This window comes from Mycobacterium sp., assembly GCF_036273375.1.
In the GTDB taxonomy this organism is placed as follows: domain Bacteria; phylum Actinomycetota; class Actinomycetes; order Mycobacteriales; family Mycobacteriaceae; genus Mycobacterium.
The window spans coordinates 1-24,827 of record NZ_DASUHS010000209.1 but is presented as its reverse complement, the minus strand read 5'-3'; the positions used below and the strand labels follow the sequence as shown (position 1 = coordinate 24,827).

At 67.9% G+C, this 24,827-nt stretch carries 25 protein-coding genes; 5 read left to right on the top strand and 20 right to left on the bottom strand.

The annotated features are described in order from the left end of the window. Nucleotides 1–2: 2 nt before the first annotated feature. The 8 genes from pyk to VFW69_RS18835 all read right to left on the bottom strand — a co-directional run bounded on the left by pyk (nt 3) and on the right by VFW69_RS18835 (nt 8,960). Nucleotides 3–1,421 (bottom strand): pyruvate kinase, encoded by a 1,419-nt coding sequence (pyk, locus tag VFW69_RS18870; RefSeq protein ID WP_526503384.1) that lies wholly within the window; start codon nt 1,419–1,421, stop codon nt 3–5. Nucleotides 1,422–1,487: 66 nt separating this feature from the next. After that, nucleotides 1,488–1,931, bottom strand: coding sequence for a DUF2752 domain-containing protein (locus VFW69_RS18865; protein WP_526503426.1), 444 nt, complete (start codon nt 1,929–1,931; stop codon nt 1,488–1,490). An 86-nt stretch (nt 1,932–2,017) separates the two neighbouring features. Next, a complete protein-coding gene (locus VFW69_RS18860) occupies nt 2,018–3,676 on the bottom strand; it encodes a prolipoprotein diacylglyceryl transferase (protein ID WP_526503382.1) in 1,659 nt (552 codons plus the stop codon). After that, complete coding sequence (gene trpA, locus VFW69_RS18855) at nt 3,673–4,488, bottom strand: tryptophan synthase subunit alpha (protein WP_526503379.1); 816 nt, start codon at nt 4,486–4,488, stop codon at nt 3,673–3,675. Before trpA ends, VFW69_RS18860 begins: the two co-directional genes overlap by 4 nt. Continuing rightward, entirely contained in the window at nt 4,485–5,744 is a 1,260-nt protein-coding gene (gene trpB, locus VFW69_RS18850) for a tryptophan synthase subunit beta (RefSeq protein ID WP_526503377.1), read from the bottom strand. Before trpB ends, trpA begins: the two co-directional genes overlap by 4 nt. Nucleotides 5,745–5,817: 73 nt before the next feature. Then, a complete protein-coding gene (gene trpC, locus VFW69_RS18845; RefSeq protein ID WP_526503375.1) occupies nt 5,818–6,636 on the bottom strand; it encodes an indole-3-glycerol phosphate synthase TrpC in 819 nt (272 codons plus the stop codon). Nucleotides 6,637–6,748: 112 nt separating this feature from the next. Beyond that, nucleotides 6,749–7,435 carry a TIGR02234 family membrane protein gene (locus VFW69_RS18840; protein ID WP_526503373.1) on the bottom strand — a complete coding sequence of 229 codons (687 nt, stop codon included), beginning with the start codon at nt 7,433–7,435 and terminating at the stop codon, nt 6,749–6,751. Further along, the gene (locus VFW69_RS18835; RefSeq protein ID WP_526503371.1) at nt 7,428–8,960 is read right to left on the bottom strand and encodes an anthranilate synthase component I; all 1,533 of its coding nucleotides are present in this window, start codon (nt 8,958–8,960) and stop codon (nt 7,428–7,430) included. The genes VFW69_RS18840 and VFW69_RS18835 overlap by 8 nt, the downstream gene beginning before the upstream one ends. Nucleotides 8,961–9,088: 128 nt before the next feature. Here VFW69_RS18835 and VFW69_RS18830 point away from each other — a divergent pair, with 128 nt between their 5' ends. Next, nucleotides 9,089–9,547, top strand: coding sequence for a peroxiredoxin (locus tag VFW69_RS18830; RefSeq protein ID WP_526503369.1), 459 nt, complete (start codon nt 9,089–9,091; stop codon nt 9,545–9,547). Between the two features lie 3 nt (nt 9,548–9,550). Here VFW69_RS18830 and VFW69_RS18825 read toward each other — a convergent pair whose 3' ends face one another. Further along, nucleotides 9,551–10,642, bottom strand: a complete 1,092-nt coding sequence (locus VFW69_RS18825; protein ID WP_526503367.1) for a calcium:cation antiporter — start codon at nt 10,640–10,642, stop codon at nt 9,551–9,553. A 354-nt stretch (nt 10,643–10,996) separates the two neighbouring features. Here VFW69_RS18825 and VFW69_RS18820 point away from each other — a divergent pair, with 354 nt between their 5' ends. After that, a complete protein-coding gene (locus VFW69_RS18820; protein WP_526503365.1) occupies nt 10,997–11,785 on the top strand; it encodes a DJ-1/PfpI family protein in 789 nt (262 codons plus the stop codon). Nucleotides 11,786–11,943: 158 nt separating this feature from the next. Here VFW69_RS18820 and hisI read toward each other — a convergent pair whose 3' ends face one another. The 8 genes from hisI to hisD all read right to left on the bottom strand — a co-directional run bounded on the left by hisI (nt 11,944) and on the right by hisD (nt 18,439). Beyond that, entirely contained in the window at nt 11,944–12,291 is a 348-nt protein-coding gene (hisI, locus tag VFW69_RS18815) for a phosphoribosyl-AMP cyclohydrolase (RefSeq protein ID WP_526503363.1), read from the bottom strand. Further along, complete coding sequence (gene hisF, locus VFW69_RS18810; protein WP_526503361.1) at nt 12,288–13,076, bottom strand: imidazole glycerol phosphate synthase subunit HisF; 789 nt, start codon at nt 13,074–13,076, stop codon at nt 12,288–12,290. Before hisF ends, hisI begins: the two co-directional genes overlap by 4 nt. Nucleotide 13,077: 1 nt before the next feature. Next, complete coding sequence (locus tag VFW69_RS18805; protein WP_526503359.1) at nt 13,078–13,878, bottom strand: inositol monophosphatase family protein; 801 nt, start codon at nt 13,876–13,878, stop codon at nt 13,078–13,080. Between the two features lie 6 nt (nt 13,879–13,884). After that, nucleotides 13,885–14,616 carry a bifunctional 1-(5-phosphoribosyl)-5-((5-phosphoribosylamino)methylideneamino)imidazole-4-carboxamide isomerase/phosphoribosylanthranilate isomerase PriA gene (priA, locus tag VFW69_RS18800; protein ID WP_526503357.1) on the bottom strand — a complete coding sequence of 244 codons (732 nt, stop codon included), beginning with the start codon at nt 14,614–14,616 and terminating at the stop codon, nt 13,885–13,887. An 82-nt stretch (nt 14,617–14,698) separates the two neighbouring features. Continuing rightward, nucleotides 14,699–15,331 (bottom strand): imidazole glycerol phosphate synthase subunit HisH, encoded by a 633-nt coding sequence (gene hisH, locus VFW69_RS18795; protein ID WP_526503355.1) that lies wholly within the window; start codon nt 15,329–15,331, stop codon nt 14,699–14,701. Beyond that, nucleotides 15,328–15,948 carry an imidazoleglycerol-phosphate dehydratase HisB gene (hisB, locus tag VFW69_RS18790; RefSeq protein WP_526503353.1) on the bottom strand — a complete coding sequence of 207 codons (621 nt, stop codon included), beginning with the start codon at nt 15,946–15,948 and terminating at the stop codon, nt 15,328–15,330. The genes hisH and hisB overlap by 4 nt, the downstream gene beginning before the upstream one ends. Further along, nucleotides 15,945–17,096, bottom strand: a complete 1,152-nt coding sequence (locus VFW69_RS18785) for a histidinol-phosphate transaminase (RefSeq protein WP_526503351.1) — start codon at nt 17,094–17,096, stop codon at nt 15,945–15,947. Before VFW69_RS18785 ends, hisB begins: the two co-directional genes overlap by 4 nt. Continuing rightward, on the bottom strand, nt 17,093–18,439 hold the full coding sequence (gene hisD, locus VFW69_RS18780; protein WP_526503349.1) for a histidinol dehydrogenase: 1,347 nt from the start codon (nt 18,437–18,439) through the stop codon (nt 17,093–17,095). The genes VFW69_RS18785 and hisD overlap by 4 nt, the downstream gene beginning before the upstream one ends. A gap of 86 nt (nt 18,440–18,525) precedes the next feature. On the opposite strand from hisD, the gene VFW69_RS18775 reads away from it, so the two are divergent. After that, the gene (locus VFW69_RS18775; RefSeq protein WP_526503347.1) at nt 18,526–18,939 is read left to right on the top strand and encodes a nitroreductase family deazaflavin-dependent oxidoreductase; all 414 of its coding nucleotides are present in this window, start codon (nt 18,526–18,528) and stop codon (nt 18,937–18,939) included. A gap of 180 nt (nt 18,940–19,119) precedes the next feature. On the opposite strand, the gene nadC is transcribed toward VFW69_RS18775, so the two are convergent. Genes nadC through nadA form a run of 3 tightly spaced genes read right to left on the bottom strand, consistent with a single transcriptional unit; the run spans nt 19,120 to nt 22,603 of the window. Further along, nucleotides 19,120–19,980 carry a carboxylating nicotinate-nucleotide diphosphorylase gene (gene nadC / locus VFW69_RS18770; protein WP_526503345.1) on the bottom strand — a complete coding sequence of 287 codons (861 nt, stop codon included), beginning with the start codon at nt 19,978–19,980 and terminating at the stop codon, nt 19,120–19,122. Continuing rightward, nucleotides 19,977–21,557 (bottom strand): L-aspartate oxidase, encoded by a 1,581-nt coding sequence (locus tag VFW69_RS18765; RefSeq protein WP_526503343.1) that lies wholly within the window; start codon nt 21,555–21,557, stop codon nt 19,977–19,979. Before VFW69_RS18765 ends, nadC begins: the two co-directional genes overlap by 4 nt. Beyond that, on the bottom strand, nt 21,554–22,603 hold the full coding sequence (nadA, locus tag VFW69_RS18760; RefSeq protein ID WP_526503341.1) for a quinolinate synthase NadA: 1,050 nt from the start codon (nt 22,601–22,603) through the stop codon (nt 21,554–21,556). The genes VFW69_RS18765 and nadA overlap by 4 nt, the downstream gene beginning before the upstream one ends. A gap of 46 nt (nt 22,604–22,649) precedes the next feature. Here nadA and VFW69_RS18755 point away from each other — a divergent pair, with 46 nt between their 5' ends. Both VFW69_RS18755 and VFW69_RS18750 read left to right on the top strand, forming a co-directional pair. Further along, complete coding sequence (locus tag VFW69_RS18755; protein ID WP_526503339.1) at nt 22,650–23,375, top strand: NUDIX domain-containing protein; 726 nt, start codon at nt 22,650–22,652, stop codon at nt 23,373–23,375. A 158-nt stretch (nt 23,376–23,533) separates the two neighbouring features. Next, on the top strand, nt 23,534–24,827 hold a 1,294-nt coding region (locus tag VFW69_RS18750; protein WP_526503337.1), incomplete at its 3' end, for a lipase family protein.

Below are 24,827 nucleotides of genomic sequence, written 5' to 3'. Positions count from 1 at the left end.
AGTTAGACGTCGTCCTCCCCGATCCGGTGCACATGGATGAGGTTGGTGGACCCTACTGTGCCAGGTGGCGCGCCGGCGACGATGACCACTAGGTCGCCACGCTTGTAGCGACCGAGCTCCAGCAGCGACTTGTCGACCTGGCGGATCATGCCGTCGGTAGAGGTCATCATCGGGACGATGAACGTCTCGGTGCCCCAGGTCATGGCCAGCTGGCTGCGCACCTCGGGCCATGCGGTGAAGGCGAGCAGCGGCAGCGGGGTGTGCAGGCGCGCGAGGCGTTTGACCGTGTCGCCGGACTGGGTGAATGCGACCAGTGCCTTGGCGTCGAGCCGCTCGCCGATGTCGCGGGCCGCGTAGGAGATCACCCCGCGTTTGGTGCGCGGCACGTGGGTCAGCGGCGGCGCGGCCGTGGAATTGTCCTCGACCGCGCAGATGATGCGCGCCATCGTCCGAACGGCCGCCAGCGGATACTTGCCCACCGAGGTTTCCCCGGACAGCATCACCGCGTCGGCGCCGTCGAGGACGGCGTTGGCGACATCAGAGGCCTCAGCCCGGGTCGGCCTTGAGCTCTCGATCATCGAATCGAGCATCTGGGTCGCAACGATCACCGGTTTCGCGTTCTCCCGGGCCATCTGGATGGCCCGCTTCTGCACCAGCGGAACTTCTTCCAAGGGCAGTTCGACGCCCAGGTCGCCGCGGGCCACCATGATCGCGTCGAAGGCCAGCACGATGGCTTCCAGATTGTCGACGGCCTCCGGCTTCTCCAGCTTCGCAATCACCGGCACCCGCCGGCCGACGCGGTCCATCACCTCGTGCACCAACTCGACGTCGGCTGGCGAACGCACGAAGGAGAGCGCGACCAGGTCGACACCGAGTTCCAGCGCGAAGGTGAGGTCTTCGATGTCCTTCTCCGACAAGGCCGGTGCGGACACGTTCATGCCGGGCAGCGAGATTCCCTTGTTGTTGCTGACCGGCCCACCCTCGTCGACCGTGCAGATGACGTCGTCGCCCTCGATGCCGTCGATGATCAGGCCGACCTTGCCGTCGTCGACCAGAATCCGGTCACCGACGGCGGCGTCCTCGGCCAACTTCTTGTAGGTGGTCGACACCCGGTCGTGGTCGCCTTCGCAGTCGGCGACGGTGATCCGCACCGTTTCGCCGTCGGCCCAGTACGTGGGCCCGGTGGCGAAACGTCCCAGCCTGATCTTGGGGCCCTGCAGGTCAGCGAGCACGCCGACGGCTCGGCCCGTGGCGTCGGAAGCGGACCGCACACGCTCGTAGGCGGCTTTGTGATCGGCGTAGTCGCCGTGGCTGAAGTTCAACCGGGCGACGTCCATCCCGGCCCCAACCAGGGCCAGAATCGCGTCATCCGAACTGGTCGCAGGGCCAAGGGTGCAGACGATCTTTCCGCGTCTACTCACGCCGACCCAGCATAGTCGTGTGTGCCCCCCGCGGCCCGCACATAACCGCCGCCGCGCAGTGTGCTTTCACCCACCAAGAACGGTGGGAAACAACGGGAAGGCGGGCAGGTTACGCAGCACCGTCCAAGCGATCGTCGCGACGACGACCGTCAGCAACGCCGCTCGGGACGGCAACCCCTTGCCGCGGGCGCGCCGCACCAACATCCATGCGGCCAGCAGCGGGATTCCTACCAGCACGAAGACGTTGTCGTGGATGCCGGCCATCAAGTCACCGTGCAACAGGTCGTGCGTCATCCGCAGGCCACCGCAAAACGGGCAATTCCAGCCGGTGAGCCACTTGAACGGACACGCCGGGTAGATCGAACTCGGGCTGTGTGGGTCGGCTAGCGCGACATAGCCGAGCGCGCCACCCAGCGCCACGCCGGTACCGGCCGCGATGAAGAGGCGATGACGCCGCTGGCCGTGCGGATGGGGTTGTCCCGGAGCGTGCGCGGGTGGATGAGGTTGCATCACCTACCCGCTGACCTTGCGTTGGTCACGCTTTCAGCATGCCAGATCCGTTGCGCTCCGCCGTGCGAATCGGGGCACGGCGGCGGTTAGCGGCCCGGCAAGCGGTTCCGCAATCGCGAGGCCCATCGCCGACGGCCTTCAGGCTGGGCCGGGGTCGTTACGGCGGAGTCTTCAGCGACGGGGTTTTCGGGTTCGGGTTCGGTGGCCGCCGTCAAGTCGACGTCGGCCGTTTCAGCTTCGGGGGTTTCGGCTGTTTCGGCGACAGGTTCGTCGTCCGAATCCTCGTCCACGGGCTCGTCTTCCGTTGCGGCTTCCGGTTCTTCGTCTTCAGCCTCGGTTCGCGGTTCCTCGGCTTCCGGCTCATCGCCCTCGGTCTCTGCGGCTTTCGCTTCCGGTTCCTGGATTTGGGCCTCGGGCTTGTCGGCTTCGGACTCCTGGGCGTCGGAATCCTCCGCTACCGCTTCGGCTTCCGCTTCTGGCTCGTCCGGTTCCGCTTCGGACTGTTCGGCTTCGACTTCGGCTTCTGACTCTTCCGCCTCTGGCTCTTCCGCTTCCGCCTCTTCCGGTTCCGCCTCTTCCGGCTCCGCCTCTTCCGGTTCCGACTCGAGCTCTTCAGCCTCGGCTACGGGCTCGTCCGACTCGGAATCCCCGGCTAAGGCCTCGGTTTCGGCCTCGGCTTCCGGCGCTTCGGCTTCCGTTTCGGCCGCGGGCTCGTCTGCCCCGGCATCGCTCGGCCCCACCTCGGCGGGCGGTTCCGCCGAGTCCGCCGAGCCTGGCGGCGCGTCGGCCGCGGCCACAGCGCCCGCCGCAGCCGTCGCGACGGCCACCGTTGCGGGCTCATCCTCCGACCCGGCGTCGGCCGCTCCCTCGTCGAGATACTGGTTGCCGCGCAGGCTCTCGGGATCTTCGCGGCCCTTTGGCGCCGCCATCAGATACACCACGGCCCCGATGAACACGAAAGTCGATGTGAACGAGTTGATCCGGATGCCGGCGATGTGGGTGGCGGTGTCGTCGCGCAGCAGCTCGACACAGAACCGCCCCACGCAATAGCCCGCCACATACAGAGCGAACAGTCGGCCGTGGCCCAAATTTAAGCGCCGGTCGGCGTAGATCAACGCGACGAAAACCAGGACGTTCCAGATCAATTCGTACAGAAACGTCGGCTGCACCACGAATGCGATCTGGCCAGTCGAGACGCCATCCAGCGAATGCGGGTCGATGTATCCCGACGGGTCTCGGCGGTAGAAGACCTCCAGGCCCCACGGCAGCGTGGTTTCGCGGCCATAAAGCTCCTGGTTGAAGTAATTGCCGAGCCGACCGATCGCCTGCGCCAGAATGATTCCCGGAGCCAGCGCGTCGGCGAACGCCGGAAGCGGAATGCCACGCCGGCGGCAACCGATCCAGGCGCCAACGCCTCCGAGCGCTACCGCGCCCCAGATGCCCAAGCCGCCGTCCCAGATCCGCACAGCCGCTCCGAGTCCCGCGCCACCGGGACCCCAGTAAGTGCGCCAGTCGGTGGCCAGGTGGTAGAGCCGACCACCGATCAACCCGAACGGCACGGCCCACAGCGCGATGTCGTAGATCACGCCGCGCTCGCCGCCGCGGGCTTCCCAGCGCCGGTCACCGATCAGCAACGCGGCCACAATGCCGGCGATGATGAACAGCGCGTAAGCCCGGATGGGCAGCGGCCCGAGGTGCCACACACCCTGCGACGGGCTCGGGAAATAGGCCAGTAGCTTCGTCACGAGGCGGCCGCCCTCTGCCGCACACCGGCGGCGAGTTCCTCAGTCAATGCACGCAATGCAGTCAACCCCCCGTCTCCCAGTGCCGACACCAGCGCGGACCCGACAATGACACCGTCGGCGTAACTGCCGATCTGGGCGGCCTGCTCTCGCGATCGCACCCCCAGACCGACACCAACCGGTATGTCGGATACCTCCCTGACCCTGCTCACCAGCTCGGGCGCCGCGTTGGACACGACGTCACGGGCCCCGGTCACGCCCATCGTCGACGCCGCGTAGACGAAGCCACGCGACGCCTCGACCGTCATCGCCAACCGCTGCGGTGTCGAGGATGGCGCGACGAGAAAGATCCGGTTCAGCCGATACTCCTCGGAGACCGCCAACCACTGCCCGGCCTCATCCGGGATGAGATCGGGCGTGATCAGGCCGTACCCGCCGGCCGATGCGAGATCCCGCGCGAACGCCTCAACCCCGTAGCGCACCACCGGGTTCCAGTAGGTCATCACCACGGCGTGGCCGCCGGCCGCGCTGATCGCCTCGACCGCGGCGAGTGTGTCGCGAACGCGCACTCCCCCGTGCAGCGCGATCTCGGTGGCCTTGGCGATGGTCGGGCCGTCCATGCCGGGATCCGAATAGGGAACCCCGACTTCGATGATGTCGCAACCCGATTCGACCAGTGCGGTCATCCCGTTCACCGACGTCGGCACATCGGGGTAACCGGTGGGCAGATAGCCGATCAGCGCCGCGCGGTTGTCTTTGCGGCAGCCATCGAAGATAGACCCGAGCTTGTCCGTCTCGCTGTGTTTGACCGTCATCGATCGCTGGATCCCAACAGCCCGAACCATTTCGCGGCGGTTTCGACGTCCTTGTCGCCGCGCCCGGACAGGTTCACCACAATGATCGCGCCCCGCCCCAATTCGGGGCCTAATTTCAGAGCACCGGCTACCGCGTGCGCCGATTCGATCGCCGGAATGATCCCCTCCGTGCGGCACAGGACGCGGAACGCATCCATTGCCTCGGAGTCGGTGATCGGACGGTATTCGGCGCGCCCCGTCTCGCGCAGATGCGCATGCTCTGGACCCACTCCCGGGTAATCGAGACCCGCTGAGATGGAATGAGATTCGATGGTCTGTCCGTCCTCGTCCTGCAGCAGATACGAGAACGATCCCTGAAACGCACCGGGTGAGCCGCCGCTGAATGTCGCAGCGTGCCTTCCGGTTTCGACACCATCACCGGCCGCCTCGTATCCGATCAACCGCACGTCCGGGTCGTCGATGAATGGGTGGAAGATGCCGATGGCATTGGAACCGCCACCGATACAGGCCACCACGGCGTCGGGCAACCGCCCCGCCTGGGCCTGAATCTGGGCGCGCGCCTCGAGGCCGATGATGCGTTGAAAGTCGCGCACCATGGCGGGAAACGGATGCGGCCCGGCCGCGGTGCCGAAGCAGTAGAAGGTGTTGTCGGCATTGGTAACCCAATCCCGAAACGCCTCATTGATGGCGTCCTTGAGCGTCTTCGAACCGCTTTGGACCGAGACGACCGTGGCTCCCAGCAAGCGCATCCGAGCCACGTTGAGCGCCTGACGCTCGGTGTCGACGGCGCCCATGTAGATGACGCATTCGAGGCCGAACAAGGCACACGCGGTGGCGGTCGCCACGCCGTGCTGGCCGGCCCCGGTCTCGGCGATCACCCGCTTCTTGCCCATCCGCTGGGCCAGCAACGCCTGCCCGAGCACGTTGTTGATTTTGTGAGAACCGGTGTGGTTCAGGTCTTCTCGCTTGAGGAAGATGCGGGCGCCGGCCTGTTCGGACAGCCGGGGGGCCTCATACAGGGGTGACGGTCGGCCCGCATAGTTCGTTTGCAAGTAATCCAGGGTGTCCAGGAAATCCTGGTTGACACGTTCCTTCTCGTAGGCGGCGGTGACCTCTTCGATCACGGCCATCAACGCCTCGGCGACGTAGCGCCCGCCGTACACACCGAAATGGCCACCCGCATCGGGTTCGTGACGGGTGGGTTCGGCGATGGCTGCGCTCGGGAGCGGAAGGTCCGGGCGGGACAGGTCCACCATCACCAAGGCTCTACGCGGGGATGGCTCATGGGTTCAACGTATCAGCGCAGGGGCTTTTGGAGTGACCTAGTGACTAGCGAGCCGGTTTCGGACAGGACGGATGGGTGCCCGCGGTAACCAGGTCGGCGACCGCGGCGCGTGGATCACCGCTTTTGACCAGGCCTTCGCCGACCAAGACGGCGTCGGCGCCCGCACCGGCATAAGCCAGCAGGTCTCCGGTACCGCGCACACCGGACTCGGCGATCCTGATCACGTTGCTGGGCAGCCCGGGAGCGATGCGCGCGAAGGAATCCCGGTCCACCTCCAGTGTCGCCAGATCGCGCGCGTTGACGCCGATTACGTTGGCCCCGGCCTTGAGCGCCCGGTCCGCTTCCTCTTCGGTGTGCACCTCGACGAGCGCTGTCATGCCCAGCGATTCGGTGCGGTCCAGCATCGACACCAACGCCGACTGCTCCAGCGCGGCGACGATGAGCAGCAGCATGTCGGCGCCGTGCGCACGCGCTTCGTGAATCTGATAGGGCTGCACGACAAAGTCTTTGCGCAGAATCGGTATCGAGACCGCCGCGCGAACCGCGTCGAGGTCATCGAGCGAGCCGTGGAAACGGCGCTCCTCAGTCAAGACGCTGATGATGCGCGCGCCGCCATCTTCGTAGGCGCGGGCCAGCTTGGCCGGATCGGCTATGGTCGCCAGGGAACCCGCCGACGGGCTGGCGCGCTTGACTTCGGCGATGACGCCGATTCCAGGCTCGCGCAAGGCGGCCATCACATCGCGTGGCGGCGGCGCGGCCGCCGCGGCGGCTTTGATCTCTGACAGGCTGATGAGCGCTTCGCGCGCGGCAACGTCGGCCCGGACTCCCTCGAGGATGGAGTCAAGCACGGTTGCCGGACTCATGCCTGTCGTTTCCCTTCGCCCTGTCGCCCCGCTGTCATCCCACGGCCACTTCGTGTCCCCAGCCGATTGCGACGACGTCAATGAAGGGTAGCGGCCCACGGCTTGCGGCCCGTCACCGACCCTCGGTGTCAGACTCGCCTGCCCGATCGGTTGGGTCGCGTCCCTCGTCAAGCGCGTCCCAGATCATCCGCTCCGACATTCCCGGCGTCTCCGGCTCCTCCAGCATCGCCCCGTCGGCCTGTTCGCGTCGCGCAATCGACCGGCGCGTCGCCGGTGCCGCGTACTTTATGGCGCTCGACCGGGCCGACCCCGAGTCCGACGCGGACCGCATGAGTAAAACGGCGGCAAACAGGGTGCACGCCGCGGCGATTACCGTGACGCCCGCGCCCCAGTACCGCCGCTCGCTCCCGACCAGCGACATCACCGAGACGTGCGCCAGCTCCGCGCCGCGGACCGCCACGTCGGGCACCGCCCACAGGCTGACGCCGAGGTAACCGACCGCCAGACTGATTACCGCCAGCAGGCCCGCGAGCGCGCGCAATAGCCACCCCCGCACGGCGATGGCGGCGACGGCCGCGGCGAGTAGGAGCAACGCCAACGGCAGCAGCGCCGTCGACCACGCGGCGCCGGCCAAGGTCACCTGTTTGGGCGGCCCCAACCCGTCGAACGACCGGATGACGACCCACGGCAGGCGCGAGGCCACCCACAACGTCCCGGCGGCAACCACCAGCACTACCTGGGCAATTCGGATCAGCCACCGGCTCTTCGGCCGTCCGGTGTCAGCGCCGGCCTCACTCATCGACCGCGGGTTCGGTCAGCGTCTCGGCGGCCGCGATCGCGCTGAGCACCGCGCGGGCCTTGTTGGTCGCCTCGGTGTACTCGTAGGGGCCGTTGGAGTCCGCGACTACCCCACCACCGGATTGCACGTAGGCGGTACCGTCGCGCATCAAAGCGGTGCGAATGGCGATCGCGAAGTCGGCGTTGCCGGCGAAGTCCAGGTAGCCGACCACGCCGCCATACAGGCCGCGGCGAGTCTTCTCCACCTCTTCGATGAGCTCCATGGCCCGGACCTTAGGTGCGCCCGAGAGCGTGCCGGCCGGGAAGCAGGCGGTCACCGCGTCCAGCGCGGTACGGCCCTCGCCGAGCGTGCCGGTCACAGTCGACACCAGGTGCATGACGTGGCTATAGCGTTCGATATGGCTGTAGTCCTCGACGCGCACGGTGCCCGGCGCGCAGACCCGGCCCAGGTCGTTGCGGCCCAGGTCGACCAGCATCAGGTGCTCGGCGCGTTCCTTCTCGTCCGCCAACAGCTCCTTCTCCAGCAGCTGGTCCTCTTCGTCGGTGCCCCCGCGCCACCGCGTTCCGGCGATCGGATGGGTGGTCGCGGTGCCGTCGGCGACGGTGACCAGCGCCTCGGGGCTGGAGCCGACGATTGAAAAGTCCGTTCCGCCAGCGTCATTCGGGACCTGCAGCAGATACATGTAGGGGCTCGGGTTGGTGACCCGCAACATTCGGTACACGTCGATCGGATCGACGTGGGTGTCCATTTCGAACCGTTGCGAGGGCACCACTTGGAAGGCCTCGCCCGCGGCGATCTGGTCGACGAGGTAGTCGACGATCTTTCCGTACTCCTCGACGCTGCGCTGCGCGCGGTAGCGCGGCTCGGGCCGCTCGAACGTGCCGACGGTGGACGACAACGGCTGGCCCAGCGCCGCGGTCATCACGTCGAGGCGGGCGATCGCGTCGTCGTAGGCCTCGTCGACCCGCTCGTCGGTCCCGTTCCAGTTCACGGCGTTCGCGATAAGCGTGATGGTGCCCTCGTGGTGATCGACCGCCGCCACATCGGTGGCCAGCAGTAGCAACATGTCGGGGAGCTGGAGGTCGTCGACCGCCAGTTCAGGCAGTCGTTCCAGGCGCCGGACCATGTCATAGGCGAAGAATCCGACCATGCCCCCCGAAAGCGGCGGCAGCCCCGGGAGCGGGCCGGTGTCCAGCAGCTCGCACGTGGCCCGCAGCGCCTGCAGCGGGTCGCCCCCGGTCGGTGCGTCTTGCGGCACAACGCCCAGCCAGACGGCTTCACCGTCGCGCACGGTCAATGCCGACGGCGCTCCCGCACCGATGAACGACCACCGCGACCAGGAACGGCCGTGCTCGGCCGATTCCAGCAGAAAAGTGCCCGGGCGGTCGGCGGCGAGTTTGCGGTAGGCCGACAACGGCGTCTCACTGTCGGCCAGCACCTTGCGGGTCACCGGGACCACGCGGTGCCCGGCTGCCAGCTGGCGGAAATCCTCTCGTGAGGTCGTCGCGGCGAGGTGGGCGTGCACCGAACCATCCTCCCAGACGCGTTGCTGTGCTCCGGCCCAGCCTGACGACGATGCAGCCCGGGACGGGGTGAGGAGGAGTCAGGCAATCAGACCCAGCCTGACGCCGACGGCGGCGTAGCGTGTCCGCCATGAAACCTGGTGACACCGTCGCGGACTTCGAACTACCCGATCAGACCGGGACGCCGCGCAAGCTCAGCGAACTGCTTTCCGGGGGGCCCGTCGTCCTGTTCTTCTACCCGGCCGCGATGACGCCCGGCTGCACCAAGGAAGCGTGCCATTTCCGCGACCTGGCCTCCGAATTCGCCGCAGTCGGGGCGAACCGGGTGGGGATCAGCGCCGACGCCGTACAGAAGCAGGCCAAGTTCGCCGACATGCAGAAGTTCGACTACCCGCTGCTGTCGGACGCCGACGGCACCGTCGCCACCCAGTTCGGCGTCAAGCGCGGCCTGCTCGGCAAGCTGATGCCGGTCAAACGCACGACATTCGTCATCGACACCGACTGCACGGTGCTCGAGGTGATCTCCAGCGAGTTCAACATGGACAGCCACGCCGACAAGGCGCTGACGACGCTGCGGGCCCGCGCGTAGCCGTCAGGGGTTGATCGCCAGGAACACGTAGGCGGTCAGCAGCACCAGATGCACCTCGCCCTGCAGGCGGGTCGCCCGCCCGGGCACCACCGTCAGCATGCTGATCACGACGGTCAGGGCAAGCAACACCAGCTGGACGGCGCCCAGGCCGAGCACCAGCGGCCCTTTGAGCCATATCGACGCCAGCGCGATCGCGGGAATGGTGAGTCCGATGCTGGCCATCGCCGAGCCATACGCCAGGTTCAAGCTGATCTGGATGCGGCCCTGCCGCGCCGCCCGCACCGCAGCGAGCGTCTCGGGCAGTAGCACCAGCGCCGCGATGATCACGCCCACGAACGACTGCGGAAAGCCGACCGCGGTCACCGCGCTCTCCACGGCCGGTGACTCCTCCTCGGCCAGGCCCACCACAGCCACCAGGGCGCCGAGCATCAGCGCGAGGCTCGTCAGCGCCGCGCGGGTGGTCGGCGGATCCGCATGGCTTTCGTCGGCGAACAGGCTCTTCTGGCCCTTCTGCGCAATCGGCAGGAAGAAGTCGCGGTGCCGCACGGTCTGCGTGAACACGAACATCAGGTAGAGCAGCAGCGAGGCGACCGCGGCGAAGGTGAGCTGCCCGGGTGAGAACTCCTTGCCCACGGTGGTGGTGGTGAACGCGGGCAGCACCAGACTCAGCGTCGCCAGGGTGGTCACCGTCGCCAGCGCGGCGCCGCTGCCTTCGGCGTTGAACAACGTCACGCCGTAGCGCCGGGAACCGAGCAGCAGCGACAGTCCCGCGATGCCGTTGGTGGTGATCATCAGCGCGGCGAACGCCGTGTCCCGGGCCAGTGTCGCCGTCTCGTTACCGCCGGACGCCATCAGCTCGACGATCAGGGCGACCTCGATGACCGTCACCGCGGCCGCGAGCACCAACGATCCGAACGGCTCGCCGACCCGGTGTGCGACCACCTCCGCGTGATGCACCGCGGCCACCACGGCGCCGATGAGAAACAACGCCGTCAGCCCGACCAGCACGGGCCCGAGCGTCTTGCCCCAGATCAATGCCAGCACGACGACGGAAAGCACCGGCACAACGATGTTCCAGGACGACCATTTCGACATTGACTGCCATTCTTGTCGAAGTCGTGTGCCCACGCCTGCGGAAGTGACTCTGGACACGCCTGCCGGAACCGACCGCCGGCCCTCGGCTGGGCTCAGCGGCGATTACCTCGCCGCCGCGGCGGCCTCAGTAGCATGCTCACATCCCGAAAGTAGAGAAGGCTTCATCGAAAAGCCGGGCCGCTACGCCGTTTCGACGCATGGAGTGTCGGTTGATCGCTTGTTTGTCCTTGACAGCGTGGGGTACTGCTCACGCCGGGCACTCAAACTGATTCGGGATCAAACGAATAGGGGCACCGTGGCCAGCAACGAAATCGTCGCCGCCGTCGGGGATGTCGGCGAGTATGAGCAGGCATCATGACGGCGCCGCGGGTGCTTGTGGTGGTCTCAGCTGCCGATCGGATCCCGCTGCGAGACGGCGGCGACGAGGCGACGGGCACCTATTTGGGTGAGTTGATCGAGCCAACCGACGCCATGCGCGAGGCCGGCTTCGAGTTGTCGTTTGCGACACCGAGAGCCGCGATTCCCACGATCGATGGCACATCGTGCAGCCTGATGTACTTCGGCCTCTCCCGAAAGAGGCGTGACGCGGCGCTGACCAGCTACACGCGGCTTCTTGAACTCGGCCTCGCCCAGCCCGCCAAACTCGAAGAGATCGCGCACGACAGGCAGCGGTTGGCCGGTTTTGATGCTGTCTTCGTGCCTGGCGGGCATGCACCGTTGGTCGACTTGCTGTACCGCGACGCGTTCAGCGATGACTCACTCAACGACGACTTCGGTGCGCTCGTGGGGTACTTCCACGATGCGCAACGCCCAACTGGCTTGATCTGTCACGCTCCGGCCGCGCTGGCCGCTGCGCCCAGCGTCGATGGCCGCTGGATCTACGACGGCTACCGGATGACGTGCTTTAAGACCGTCGTGGACACGATGCTCTCGACCGTCCCGCTGGCCCGCCGCTTCCACGGACACCTCATCGACGATCCCACTCAGCTGCTGGCTTCCCGCGGCGCCAAGGTGGAGCAGACGGTGTTGCCGATGGGCAGCAAGGTCGTCGAGGATCGCGAACTGATCACCGGTCAAGATCCCTACTCGGCGAAGGCGCTCGGGGCGGTGTTCGTCAGCAGGGTCCGCGCCGCACGGGACTGAGCGCGGCGAACGAAACGCAGAGTGGCCGAATGATTACCACGGGCTCGAGCTGGATGTTGTCAGCGTCTCGCGCCACAGCTTGTGTCAGATCAAACGCACCTGAAGGCGCAGTTGCCCTGGCCTGTTCGGTGTGTTGCCGGAGCGGTTCGTTCGGCGGGTCAGCGCTCCGGTGCCAGCAGCACGTCGGCGTCGAAGCAGCTGTGGTCGCCGGTGTGGCAGGCCGCGCCGACCTGGTCGACCGTCAGCAGCACGGTATCGCCGTCGCAGTCCAGGCGCACCGAATGGACATACTGGGTGTGACCGGACGTCGCTCCCTTGATCCACTGCTCGCCCCGCGACCGTGAATAGTAGGTTGCCTCACGGGTTTCCAGGGTTCGGGCCAGGGCCGCGTCGTCCATCCAGGCGACCATCAGCACGTCACCGCTGCCGCGCTCCTGCACGACGGCGGTGAACAGGCCGTCGGCGTTGCGCTTCAGCCGCGCGCCAATCTGCGGGTCGAGCGTCATCGCACGGTGATCCCCTCTGCGGCCATGGCGGCCTTCACCTGACCGATGGTCAGCTCCCGAAAGTGAAACACGCTGGCCGCCAACACCGCATCGGCCCCGGCGGCGATGGCGGGCGCGAAGTGTTCGGCCGCCCCGGCGCCACCGCTGGCGATGACGGGCACCGTGACCGCCGACCGCACCGCCCGCAGCATCTCCAGGTCGAATCCGGCTTTGGTGCCGTCGGCGTCCATCGAGTTCAGCAGGATCTCCCCCACCCCCAAATCGGCTCCGCGCGAGGCCCACTCGATCGCGTCGAGCCCGGTACCGCGGCGCCCGCCATGGGTGGTGACCTCCCAGCCCGACGGTGTCGGCACCGCGCCCGGCGGCACCGTGCGGGCATCGACGGACAGCACGATGCACTGAGAGCCGAACTGCCGCGCCATCTCGGCCAGCAACTCGGGCCGGGCGATCGCGGCGGTGTTGATGGAAACCTTGTCGGCTCCCGCACGCAGCAATACGTCGACATCGGCCACGGTGCGCACCCCGCCGCCGACGGTCAGTGGAATGAAGACCTGCTCGGCGGTGCGGCGCACCACCTCGAGCATGGTGGCCCGTCCCGACGACGATGCGGTCACGTCGAGGAAGGTCAGCTCGTCGGCGCCTTCGGCGTCGTAGGCGGCCGCAAGCTCCACGGGATCGCCGGCGTCCCGGAGGTTCTCGAAGTTGACACCTTTGACCACCCGGCCGCCGTCGACGTCCAGGCACGGGATCACTCGCACCGCGAGGCCGTTGGGGTCCGGGGGCATCTCAGTAGTCCTCCGGTCGTCCGGTGGCGCGCAGGATTTCGAGGATCTCGGCGTGTGCGGCGGGACCGGCCGCCAGGGCGGAATCCGACGTGGGAGTCCACGGCTCACCGGCCAGATCGGTGACGACGCCACCGGCGGCATGAACCAGCGCGACCCCGGCGGCATGGTCCCACACGTGGCCACCGAAACTTATTGCCGCACCGAGTATTCCGTCGGCGACGAACGCAAGATCGAGCCCGGTGGAGCCGTGCATCCGTAGACGCGACGAGACCCGGCTGAGGTTCTCCAGCAATGCGATTCGATAGCGTCCGGGGAATCGGCCCCGCGCGTCCGCGCTGAACGACCCGGCGCCGACCAGGGCGTCGGCCAGGTCGATGGAGGTCAGCGGCGGCTGCGGCACCCCATTTTTGCGCAACGGACCGCCCGCCACCGCGGTATAGCGCTGGTCCATGAACGGCAGCCAGGTCAATCCGGCTACCGGTTCGCCGTGGTGCAGTAGGCCCAGCAAAATGCCGGCCATCGGCGATCCGGCCGCGTAGTTGAAGGTGCCGTCGACGGGATCCAAAACCCACACCCATGGCGAGTCGACGGCCGAGCCGCCGAATTCCTCGCCGTGCACCCCGATCCCGGTCGCCTCGACGAGCGCGGCGACCACCTGCCGCTCGATCGCGAGGTCGACATCGGTGGCAAAGTCGTTGCCCTTCTTGCGGACCGCGGAATCAGCGCGGTGACCGGCGAGAAAGGGCTCGGATGCGTCGTCGAGGATCGCCGACGCCTGCGCCACCAACGTGTGCACATCCATGCGGTGCTACTCCGCCACCGCGGCCAGCGCCTGCGGCAAAGTGAATCGCCCTGCGTAGAGGGCCTTGCCGACGATGGCGCCCTCGACCCCGCGGCCCGTGAGGGTGGCGATGGCGCGCAGGTCGTCGAGGCTGGACACGCCACCGGAGGCGATCACCGGGGCGTCGGTGCGTTCGGCGACGGACGCCAGCAAGTCCAGATTGGGCCCGCCCAACGTGCCGTCCTTGGTCACGTCGGTGACCACGAACCGCGAACACCCTTGCCCGTCAAGGCGTTCCAGCACTTCCCACAGGTCACCCCCGTCGGTTTCCCAGCCCCGCCCGCGCAGCCGGTGCTCACCGTCGACGATCTGCACGTCCAGACCCACGGCGACCTTGTCGCCGTGTTCGCTGATCGCCCGGGCGCACCACTGCGGGTTCTCGAGGGCCGCCGTGCCCAGGTTCACGCGGGCGCAGCCGGTGGCCATGGCGGCGGCCAGCGAATCGTCGTCACGGATCCCGCCGGACAGCTCCACCTGCGCGTCGAGCTTGCCGACCACCTCGGCCAGCAGTTCGCGGTTGGAGCCGCGCCCGAACGCCGCGTCCAGGTCGACCAGATGGATCCATTCGGCGCCGTCACGCTGCCAGGTCATCGCGGCGTCCAGCGCCGAGCCGTATTCGGTTTCACTGCCCGCCTTGCCCTGCACCAGACGCACGGCGCGGCCGTCGACCACGTCGACCGCGGGCAACAAGATCAACACATTCCCTCCTGTGTGCCGAGATTGCAACGGGTTACGTGCATCCCCGGCTGTTGCTTGGTAGAAAGCGCTTTCGCGAGGTCCTTCACAATCCCTGTACCCAATTGCTCAGCACGGCCGCGCCGGCATCCCCGCTCTTCTCCGGATGAAACTGGGTCGCCGACAGTGGCCCGTCCTCGACCGCCGCCAGAAATGGGCCCTCGTGGGTGGCCCACGTCAGGACCGCCTCGGGCGAACCCTCCCACTTCTGCGCGGCGTAGGAGTGCACGAAGTAGAACCGGGTGTCGGCATCGAGCCCCCTGAACAGCACGGTGCCGGGCCCGGATTCGACGACGTTCCAGCCCATGTGCGGAATGACCGGCGCCTGCAGTCGCGTGACGTATCCCGGCCACTGACCGCATCCCTGCGTCTCCACACTGAATTCGACGCCGCGGGCGAACAGGATCTGCATGCCGACGCAGACCCCCAGCACCGGGCGACCGGCTGCGACCCGCTCGGCGATGATGCGCTCCCCGCCGATGCCGCGTAGCCCGGTCATGCAGGCCTCGTAGGCGCCGACGCCGGGCACCACCAATCCGTCGGCGGCAGCCGCGGCATCGGCGTCGCCGGTCACCTCGACCGACGCACCGACCCGCTCGAGAGCGCGCTGAGCCGACCGCAGGTTGCCCGAGCCGTAATCCAAAACCACAACGGTTTTCGGCCGAACAAGCGAGGTCACAAAATCCCTTTGGTGGACGGCACGTCCGAGACCCGAGGGTCGGACTCGACCGCCTGGCGCAGCGCGCGGGCAACCGCCTTGTACTGCGCTTCGGTGATGTGGTGCGGATCGCGCCCGTAGAGGACGCGCACGTGCAGCGCGATGCGCGCATTCATGGCCAGCGATTCGAACACGTGCCGGTTGATGACGGTGTGATAGGGCACCGAGTTGCCGGCAATGGTGGTGTGCTGCAGGTGATCCGGTTCTCCGCTGTGCACGCAGTAGGGCCGGCCGGACACGTCGACCGCCGCGTGGGCCAGCGTTTCGTCCATCGGGATGAAGGCGTCGCCGAACCGGCGGATGCCCCGTTTGTCACCCAGGGCCTGGCCGAGCGCCTGCCCCAGCGCGATGGCGGTGTCCTCGATGGTGTGATGTCCCTCGATTTCGACGTCGCCCTTGGTCCGCACGGTCAGGTCGAAGCTGGCGTGACTGCCCAGGGCCGTGAGCATGTGATCGTAGAACGGCACACCGGTGTCGATGTCGACCTGGCCGGTGCCGTCAAGGTCGAGTTCGATGACGATGTCGGATTCCTTCGTGCGGCGCTCGATGCGCGCACGGCGGGTAGCGGTCGCTGTCACGGTGCTCCTACGGGGCTGGGGGTAACTGGTGTGAGTTCGGTGGCGGCGATCTGGGCGCTGGCGCGCAGAAAGGCGTCGTTCTCCTCCGCGAGTCCGGTCGTGGCGCGCAGGTAGCCGGGGATTCCGACGTCGCGGATCAGCACGCCGGCATCCAGATAGCGCTGCCAGGTGGCCGGCGCATCGGCGAATTCCCCGAACAGTACGAAGTTCGCGTCGCTAGGAATCACCCGAAAACCCATGCCGGTCAAGGCGGTTGAGACGCGCTCGCGTTCGGCGATCAGTGTCGCCACACTGCCCAGCGTGTCATCGGCGTGCCGCAGCGCGGCGCGTGCGGCGGCCTGGGTGAGCACCGACAGGTGATACGGCAACCGCACCAGCAGCATCGCGTCGATCACCGCCGGAGTGGCGATCAGGTAGCCCAGCCGGCCACCGGCGAACGCGAACGCCTTGCTCATGGTGCGCGAGACGATGAGCTTGGTCGGGTACTCCCCCACCAGTTCCACCGCGCTGGGCTGCGAAGAGAATTCGCCGTAGGCCTCATCGACGATCAGGATGCCGGGCACCACGTCGAGCAGCCGCCGCAGGTCCGGCAGCGAAACACTCTGCCCGGACGGGTTGTTCGGGCTGGCGAGGAACACCACATCGGGCCGGCGGTCGGTGATGGCGCCCACGGCGACGTCGACAGCCAGGCTGAAATCGTCGGCCCGGGCGGCCTGCAGCCATTCGGTGCGGGTGCCGTCGGAGATGATCGGGTGCATCGAGTAGGACGGGACAAACCCGATGGCGGTGCGCCCCGGACCCCCGAACGCCTGCAGCAGTTGTTGCAGGATCTCATTGGAACCATTTGCCGCCCAAAGATTTTCGACTCCCAGCTGGACGCCGGTCTGGGCGCTCAGGTAGGCGGCCAGGTCGGTGCGCAGGGCCACCGCGTCGCGGTCGGGGTAGCGGTGCAATTCGGCGGCGACCTCGGCCACCGACCGCACCACGTCGTCCACCAGCGCCTTGCTGGGCGGGTGCGGGTTCTCGTTGGTGTTCAGCCGCACCGGAACGTCCAATTGCGGTGCACCGTAAGGCAATTTGCCGCGCAGGTCGTCGCGCAGCGGCAGGTCATCCAGTCTCGGTTGGCGCGTGGGCCTCTCGGTGCTCATCGCTCGAACCTCCGCCGTACCGCTTCACCGTGTGACGGCAGGTCTTCGGCCTCGGCGAGCACGATCACATGCCCGGACACGTCTTTCAGGGCCGCCTCGGTGTAGTCGACGACGTGGATGCCGCGCAGGAAGGTCTGCACGGATAGGCCGCTGGAATGCCGGGCGCTGCCGGCGGTCGGCAGCACGTGATTGGATCCGGCACAGTAGTCACCCAGGCTCACCGGTGCATACGGGCCGACGAAAATGGCTCCGGCCGAACGGATTCGGCCCGCTACGGCGGCCGCGTCGACGGTCTGGATCTCCAGGTGTTCGGCGGCATAGGCGTTGACGACTTCGACTCCGGCGTCCACGTCATCGACGAGGATGATGGCCGATTGGCGTCCGCCGAGCGCTGCCGTCACCCGTTCGCGGTGCACGGTCGTCTGTAGCTGGACGGCCAGCTCCGCGTCGGTGGCGGCGGCCAAGTCCGCGCTGGGAGTGATCAGCACGGCGCCCGCCATCTCGTCGTGCTCGGCCTGACTGATCAGGTCGGCGGCCACGTGCGCGGGGTCGGCGGTGTGGTCGGCCAGGATGGCGATCTCCGTCGGGCCGGCTTCGGCGTCGATTCCGACGTGCGACCGGCACAGCCGCTTGGCGGCGGTGACGTAGATGTTCCCGGGTCCGGTGACCATGTCGACGGGCGCCAACGGGGCGCCATCGAGGTCGGTGCCACCGTAGGCCAGCAACGCGACCGCCTGCGCGCCGCCCACGGCCCACACCTCGTCGACACCCAGCAACCGGGCCGCGGCCAGGATCGTCGGGTGCGGCAGGCCGTCGAACTGGGCCTGCGGTGGGCTGGCCACCACCAGCGAGGCGACGCCGGCGGCCTGCGCCGGCACCACGTTCATCACCACGCTGGAGGGGTAGACGGCGTTGCCGCCGGGCACGTACAGACCCACCCGGTCGACCGGGACCCACCGCTCGGTCACCGTCGCGCCGGGGCCAAGGGTGGTCGTAACGTCGGTGCGACGCTGGTCGGCGTGCACGGCGCGGGTGCGTTCGATCATCACCCGCAGCGCGTCGGCCACACCCGCGTCCAACTCGGTCAGGGCCTTCTCGAGCGCGGCATCGGGCACTCGGACGGCCCGTGGCCGGACCCCGTCGAAGGTGGCGCCGAAGTCCAAGGCGGCTTCTGCGCCGCGATCCGCGACGGCCTGCACGATCGGACGGACCGTGGGCAGCACCGTCTCCACGTCGGCGCCGCCGCGGGGCAGCGCCGCCCGCAACCGGGCAGCCGTCAACTCCGCGCCCCGTAGGTCGATACGGGTCATCGGCGACGGTTGGATGGTGCTCACGGTGTCCATTGTCCCAGAGGAACTCAAGTCAATATCCGACCGGTACAGTGCCGGTATTGAGGCCATACCCCGCGTTGCCGACTCTGGGAGCCGCCATGTCCGCCAAGGATCACCCCAACAACGCCCCGGGCGTCCCGATGGTCTTCCCGCCCTGGTTTGAGCGCTTCCAGATCAAATACTTCAACCCGGCAATGAAGCCGATTGCCCGCTTTCTGCCCGGGACAGCGACGATCCAGCATCGCGGCCGCACCTCCGGCAAGCCGTACGAGACCGTCATCACGCCCTACCGCAAGGGCAATGTGCTGGCGATCGCGCTGGGTCACGGCAAAACGAACTGGGTGAAGAACGTGCTGGCGGCCGGTGAGGCGGACGTAAAATTCAGCCGCAACCGGACGGTGCACCTGATCAACCCTCGGATCCTGCCCGCCGGCTCGGACGGGGACGGCCTGCCGGGGATGGCGCGCATGCAGCTGCGCCGGATCGGGGTATTCGTCGGCGATATCGTCTGAGGCCGTTCCGGGGCGCCCGCGCCGCGTTGAGTGTGCGCTGGTGGCGTTGAGTGTGCGTCCAGGGCAGCACACGCGGACAAGTCCCGCCCAGGATGCACACTCGAGCAACGTAGCGCAGCAACGCAGCTCGGCAGCGCAGCAACGCAGCAGCGCACCAGCGCAGCGGCGCACCACAGCCACCTACATATCGAGGCCGATGTCGAGCACCCGCACCGAATGGGTCAGCGCGCCGACGGCCAGGTAATCCACGCCGGTCGCGGCGTAGGCGGCCGCATTGTCCAGTCGCAGGCCGCCCGACGATTCGAGCAGGACCGCGGGTGCGCGCGCATCGCGGCGCTGCACGGCCATCTGCGTCTGCCACACCGGGAAGTTGTCCAGCAGGACCAGCTCGGGCTTTTCGGGCAGCACCTCATCCAGCTGCTCGAGTGAATCCACCTCCACCTCGCAAGGCAGATCCGGTGCCGCCTCGCGCACGGCCCGCAGCGCGGCGACCACCGATCCCGCGGCCACCACGTGGTTGTCCTTGATCAGGGCCGCGTCGCCGAGCCCTAGCCGGTGATTCACGCCGCCGCCCACCCGGATCGCGTATTTCTGCAAGGCGCGCAGGCCGGGCAGGGTTTTACGGGTATCGCGCACCTTGGCTTTGGTGCCGTGCACGGCGGCGACCCAGTGCGCCGTCGTGGTGGCGATCCCGGACAGGTGGCAGATGAGGTTCAGCATGGTCCGCTCGGCGGTCAGCAGGCCGCGGGTTTCGGCTCGCAGCGTCAGCACCGACTCACCCGGCTCCAGGTGGGCACCGTCCTCGACGCGGTCGACCACCTCGTAGCCGCAGGCACCGAGCACCTCGTCGAGCACCAGCAAAGCGATATCGATGCCGGCGACCACGCCGGGCTCGCGGGGCACCATGGCCGCGGTCGCCACCGCATCGGCGGGCACCGTCGCCAGGGTGGTGACGTCCGGTCCGTAACGCAGGTCCTCGGCCAGGCCGCGCTTGATGGTCTCGCGCGCCGCGGTCAGTTCACAGTCGTCCATCGTGGTCATACGACGGCCGCCAAGGCCTCCACCAGCACCGCGTCCTCGTTGTCGGCCAGGCGCAGCACAGTGCTGCGACCCAGCTCGGAAGCGGTCTGCGGGTACTCCTCGCGATGGTGGCAGCCCCGGCTCTCGGTGCGGGCCAGGGCGGCGGCCGTGACCGCGCGGGCGGCGACGGCCAGCGCGACATCCTCGAAGTCGCGGCGGCCGGACACCGGGCGGATCTGCGCCTGTGACAGCACGGTGGACAGCCGGGTCAGCCCGGCGGCGTCGCGCACCACCGAAGCGTCCCGGCTCATCGCGCGCTGCAGTTCGGCGCGCTCGGGCGCGGTGTGGACGACCGGCTCGGGCGCGACGGCGTGCGCCCGCCCGGTCGTCGCGGCATGTGTGGCCGCCAATCTGCCGGCCCGCCCGCCGACCACCAGACCTTCCAGCAGGCTGTTGGACGCCAGCCGGTTGGCACCGTGCAGTCCGGTGCGTGCCACCTCGCCCGCGGCGAACAACCCGGGCAGCTCGGTTTGGCCGTACACATCGGTGACGATGCCGCCACAGCTGTAATGCGCCCCGGGGACGACCGGAATGGGTTGCCGGACGGGATCGATTCCGGCGGCCCGGCAGGCGGCCGTCACCGTCGGGAACCGGTTGGCGAAGTCGCCGATGTGGCGCGCATCGAGGAAGACGCAGGCATCGCCGGTGGCCTTCAACCGGGCGTCGATGGCCGCGGCGACGACGTCTCGGGGTGCAAGATCTCCCATCGGATGAACGCCGGCTGTCACCGAATCACCTTGCCGGTCAATCAGTTTCGCGCCCTCACCGCGGATGGCCTCGGTGACCAGCGGACGCCGCCCGCTGGCGGCGTCCGGGGCGAAGAGCATTGTGGGGTGGAATTGGATGAACTCGAGATCGCTGACCGCGACACCGGCCCACAAGCCCAGAGCGAGTCCGTCGCCGGTGGAGCCCTCGGGGTTGGTGGTCGCGCCGTACAGGTGCCCGAGGCCGCCGGAGGCCAAGATCACCGAAGGTGCGCTGATGATTCCGTACCCGCTCGGGGTGCCGACCAGGACACCGGTCACGGCGGCACCGTCGTGCAGAACCCGCAGCGCCACATGGCCCGTGCGGATGTCCAGCCTGCGCGCGGCGTGGTCGAGGGCGCGCTGCACTTCCGCACCGGTGGCGTCGCCGCCGGCGTGCACGATGCGGCGCCGGGAGTGTCCACCCTCGCGGGTCAGCGCCCACTTGCCGGGCGTTGATTCATCGAATCGTGCTCCGTCGCCGACCAACTCGGCGACCGCCGCGTATCCGTCGGCGATGATCGAGTACACCGCCTCGGGATCGCACAGACCCGCGCCCGCGACCACGGTGTCGGCGACATGGGCTTCCACCGAGTCGTCATTGTCGGGCAGCACCACCGCGATGCCGCCCTGCGCGTAGTGCGTCGCGGTCGCCCCGCGAGCCTGGTCGGCCTTGCTCAGCACCACGACGCTGCGCCCGGCGCGATTGGCGGCCAGCGCGGCGGCCAGTCCCGCGACGCCGGTGCCGACGACGACGACCTCGGCGCTGTGCGTCCACTGGGGGCTCGCCGTCATTCGCCACCACCCGGCTGCCCGATCTCGATCATTCGCTGCACGCTGCGCCGCCCGGCGGCGGCGACATCGGGGTCGACATCGACTTCGTCGGCGCCCTCGACGAGGCAGCGCAGCAGCGCGGCAGGGGTGATCATCTTCATGAACTTGCAGGAAGCCCGGTCATTGACCGCGCGGAAGTCGACTTGCGGTGCGGCGCGGCGTAATTGATACAACATGCCGATTTCGGTGGCCACCAGCACCTTGCGGGCGTCGGTCTGGTTGGCGGCCTCCAGCATGCCGCCGGTGGACAGGATCTTCACCCGGTCCGGCGGGAAGGCGCCCTCGCCCGCGAGATACAGCGCCGAAGTGGCGCAACCACATTCGGGGTGCACGAAAAGCTCGGCATCGGGATTGGCGCGGGCCTGGTCGCCCAGTTCGTCGCCGTTGATCCCGGCGTGCACGTGGCATTCGCCCGCCCACACATGCAGGTTCTCGCGACCGGTCATCCGACGCACGTGGGCGCCGAGGAATTGATCGGGGCAGAACAGCACCTCGCGGTCCGGGTCGATGGACTTGACGACCTCGACCGCGTTGGACGAGGTGCAGCAGATGTCGGTGAGCGCCTTGACCGCCGCCGTGGTGTTGACGTAGGAAACGACGACCGCGCAGGGGTGTTCGTCCTTCCAGGCGCGCAGTTCGTCGGCGGTGATGGAGTCCGCAAGCGAGCACCCGGCGCGCTGGTCCGGAATAAGCACCGTCTTGTCGGGGCTCAGGATCTTGGCCGTCTCGGCCATGAAGTGCACACCGCAGAACACGATGGTGTCCTCGGGCGCCTCGGCAGCGATCCGTGACAGCGCCAGTGAGTCGCCCACGTGATCGGCGACGTCCTGGATCTCGGGCAGCTGGTAGTTGTGCGCCAATACGGTGGCGCCGCGCAGCTTGGCCAGGCGGCGAACCTCGGCCGCCCATTGCTCATCACCGGCCACACCGGCGTACCCGGCGGGTGAATTCGTGATGTCGTCAACCATGCTTTCGGCGAGCGTGTCCATGCGATTAATAATCGTCATGGCGGCTCCTTTCAGCCCAGGAGGTTTTCGACTTATAATCGAAAACATGGCCTATGGTAGCACCGCCCACGAAGTGCTCGCGGTCGTGTTCCAGGTTCGCGGAGTGACCGAACAGGTTACGAAGGGACGCCACACGGCGAAACCGCAGCTGAACGTGCTGTTATGGCAGCGCGCCAGGGATCCGCAACAGGGCAGGTGGTCGTTGCCGGGCGGCCAGCTGCGCAACGACGAGGACATGATCACTTCCGTCCGGCGGCAACTCGCCGAGAAGGTCGACCTCAAAGAGCTGGCACACCTGGAACAGCTCGCGGTGTTCTCCGACCCGCACCGGGTGCCGGACACGCGCGTGATCGCGTCGACCTTCCTGGGCCTGGTGCCCTCCCCCGCCAGCCCCGAGCTGCCGCCGGACACCCGCTGGCATCCGGTGAACTCCCTGCCGCCGATGGCCTTCGACCACGGTCGGATGGTGGACAACGCCCGCACCCGGCTGAACGCCAAGCTGTCCTATACCAATATCGGCTTTGCTTTGGCGCCAAGGGAATTCGCGCTTTCCACGCTGCGCGACATCTACGGCGCCGCGCTGGGCTATCAGGTCGACGCGACGAACCTGCAGCGAGTGCTGGCCCGGCGCGGCGTGATCACGGCGACCGGCACCATTGCACAATCCGGGCGCAGCGGCGGACGTCCGGCCGCAATGTATCGGTTCACCGACGCGGCGTTGCGGGTGACCGACGAATTCGCCGCGCTCAAGCCGCCGGGGCTGCCGGGCTAGGCTGGTGGGAAGCGTCATCGGGCGACGGAGGGCAATTCGAATTGAGTAGCGCTCCGACCTCACCAGTGTGACGAGAAGTCGCTCACACTGCGGCGATTACGTTTTGGTTACCTGCCGTTCGTGCGGGAGAATGCCGGGTGGCCACGAAGGGAGCCTCAATGGCTGAGCTCGGCAACCTGGCAGGCACGCACGGCGCGGAATGGATCGCGCGGCCGCCACACGAGGAACTGCAGCGCAAGGTGCGTCCGCTGCTGCCCTCGGACGACCCGTTCTACCAGCCGCCGCTGGGCTTCCAGCACGCCGAGCCAGGCACCGTGCTGCGTTCGCGCGACGTGGAGCTGGCGTTCCTCGGGCTGATCCCGCAACCCATGAAAGCCGTCCAGCTGCTCTACCGGACCATGGACATGAACGGCGAGCCGGAGGCCACCGCCACTACGGTGATCGCCCCCGCCGGCCTCGCTCCGGGTCAGTCCTGCCCGCTGCTGTCGTACCAGTGCGCGATCGACGCCGTCTCGTCGCGCTGCTTCCCGTCCTACGCGCTGCGGCGCCGGGCGAAGGCGCTGGGCGCCATCGGCCAGTTCGAACTTTTCCTGATCATCGCCGCCGTAGCCGAGGGGTGGGCCGTCTCGGTGCCCGACCACGAGGGCCTGCGCGGCCTGTGGGGCGCGCCGTACGAACCCGGCTACCGCGTCCTGGACGGCATCCGGGCCGCGCGGAGCTCGGAACGCCTCAACCTGTCCTCCTCGGCCCCCGTCGGGCTGTGGGGATACTCCGGTGGCGGACTGGCCAGCGCGTGGGCCGCCGAAATGTGCGCCGAATATGCGCCCGAACTGGACATCGTCGGGGCGGTCCTGGGCTCACCCGTCGGAGACCTCGGTAACACCTTCCGCCGGCTCAACGGCAGCTTCCTGTCGGGGCTTCCCGCGATGGTGGTAGCCGCGCTCGCGCACATCTATCCCGATCTGGACCGGGTCATCCGAGAGCACACCAACGAGGAGGGACGCGCCCTGCTCGACTCGCTGGAGAAGATGACGACGGTGGAAGCCGTGGTGCGGATGGCCGGCAAGAACATGGGCGACTACCTCGACGAGCCGCTCGAGCAGATCCTGTCCACTCCGGAAGTCACCTACGTCTTCGACCACATCAAGCTGGGTGCCGCGGTCCCGACGCCGCCGGTGCTGATCGTGCAGGCCGTGCACGACTACCTGATCGACGTGCACGACATCGACGTGCTTGCCGATGCGTATTCTGCCGGCGGCGCGCACGTCACCTACCACCGCGACGCCTTCAACGAGCACATGATGCTGCATCCGCTGTCGGCGCCGATGGCGCTGCGCTGGCTGACGGATCGCTTCGAAAGCCGCCCGTTGACCGAACACCTGGTCCGGACCACGTGGCCGACGATGTTCAACCCGATGACCTACGTGGGCATGGCCCGGCTGTGCAAGATCG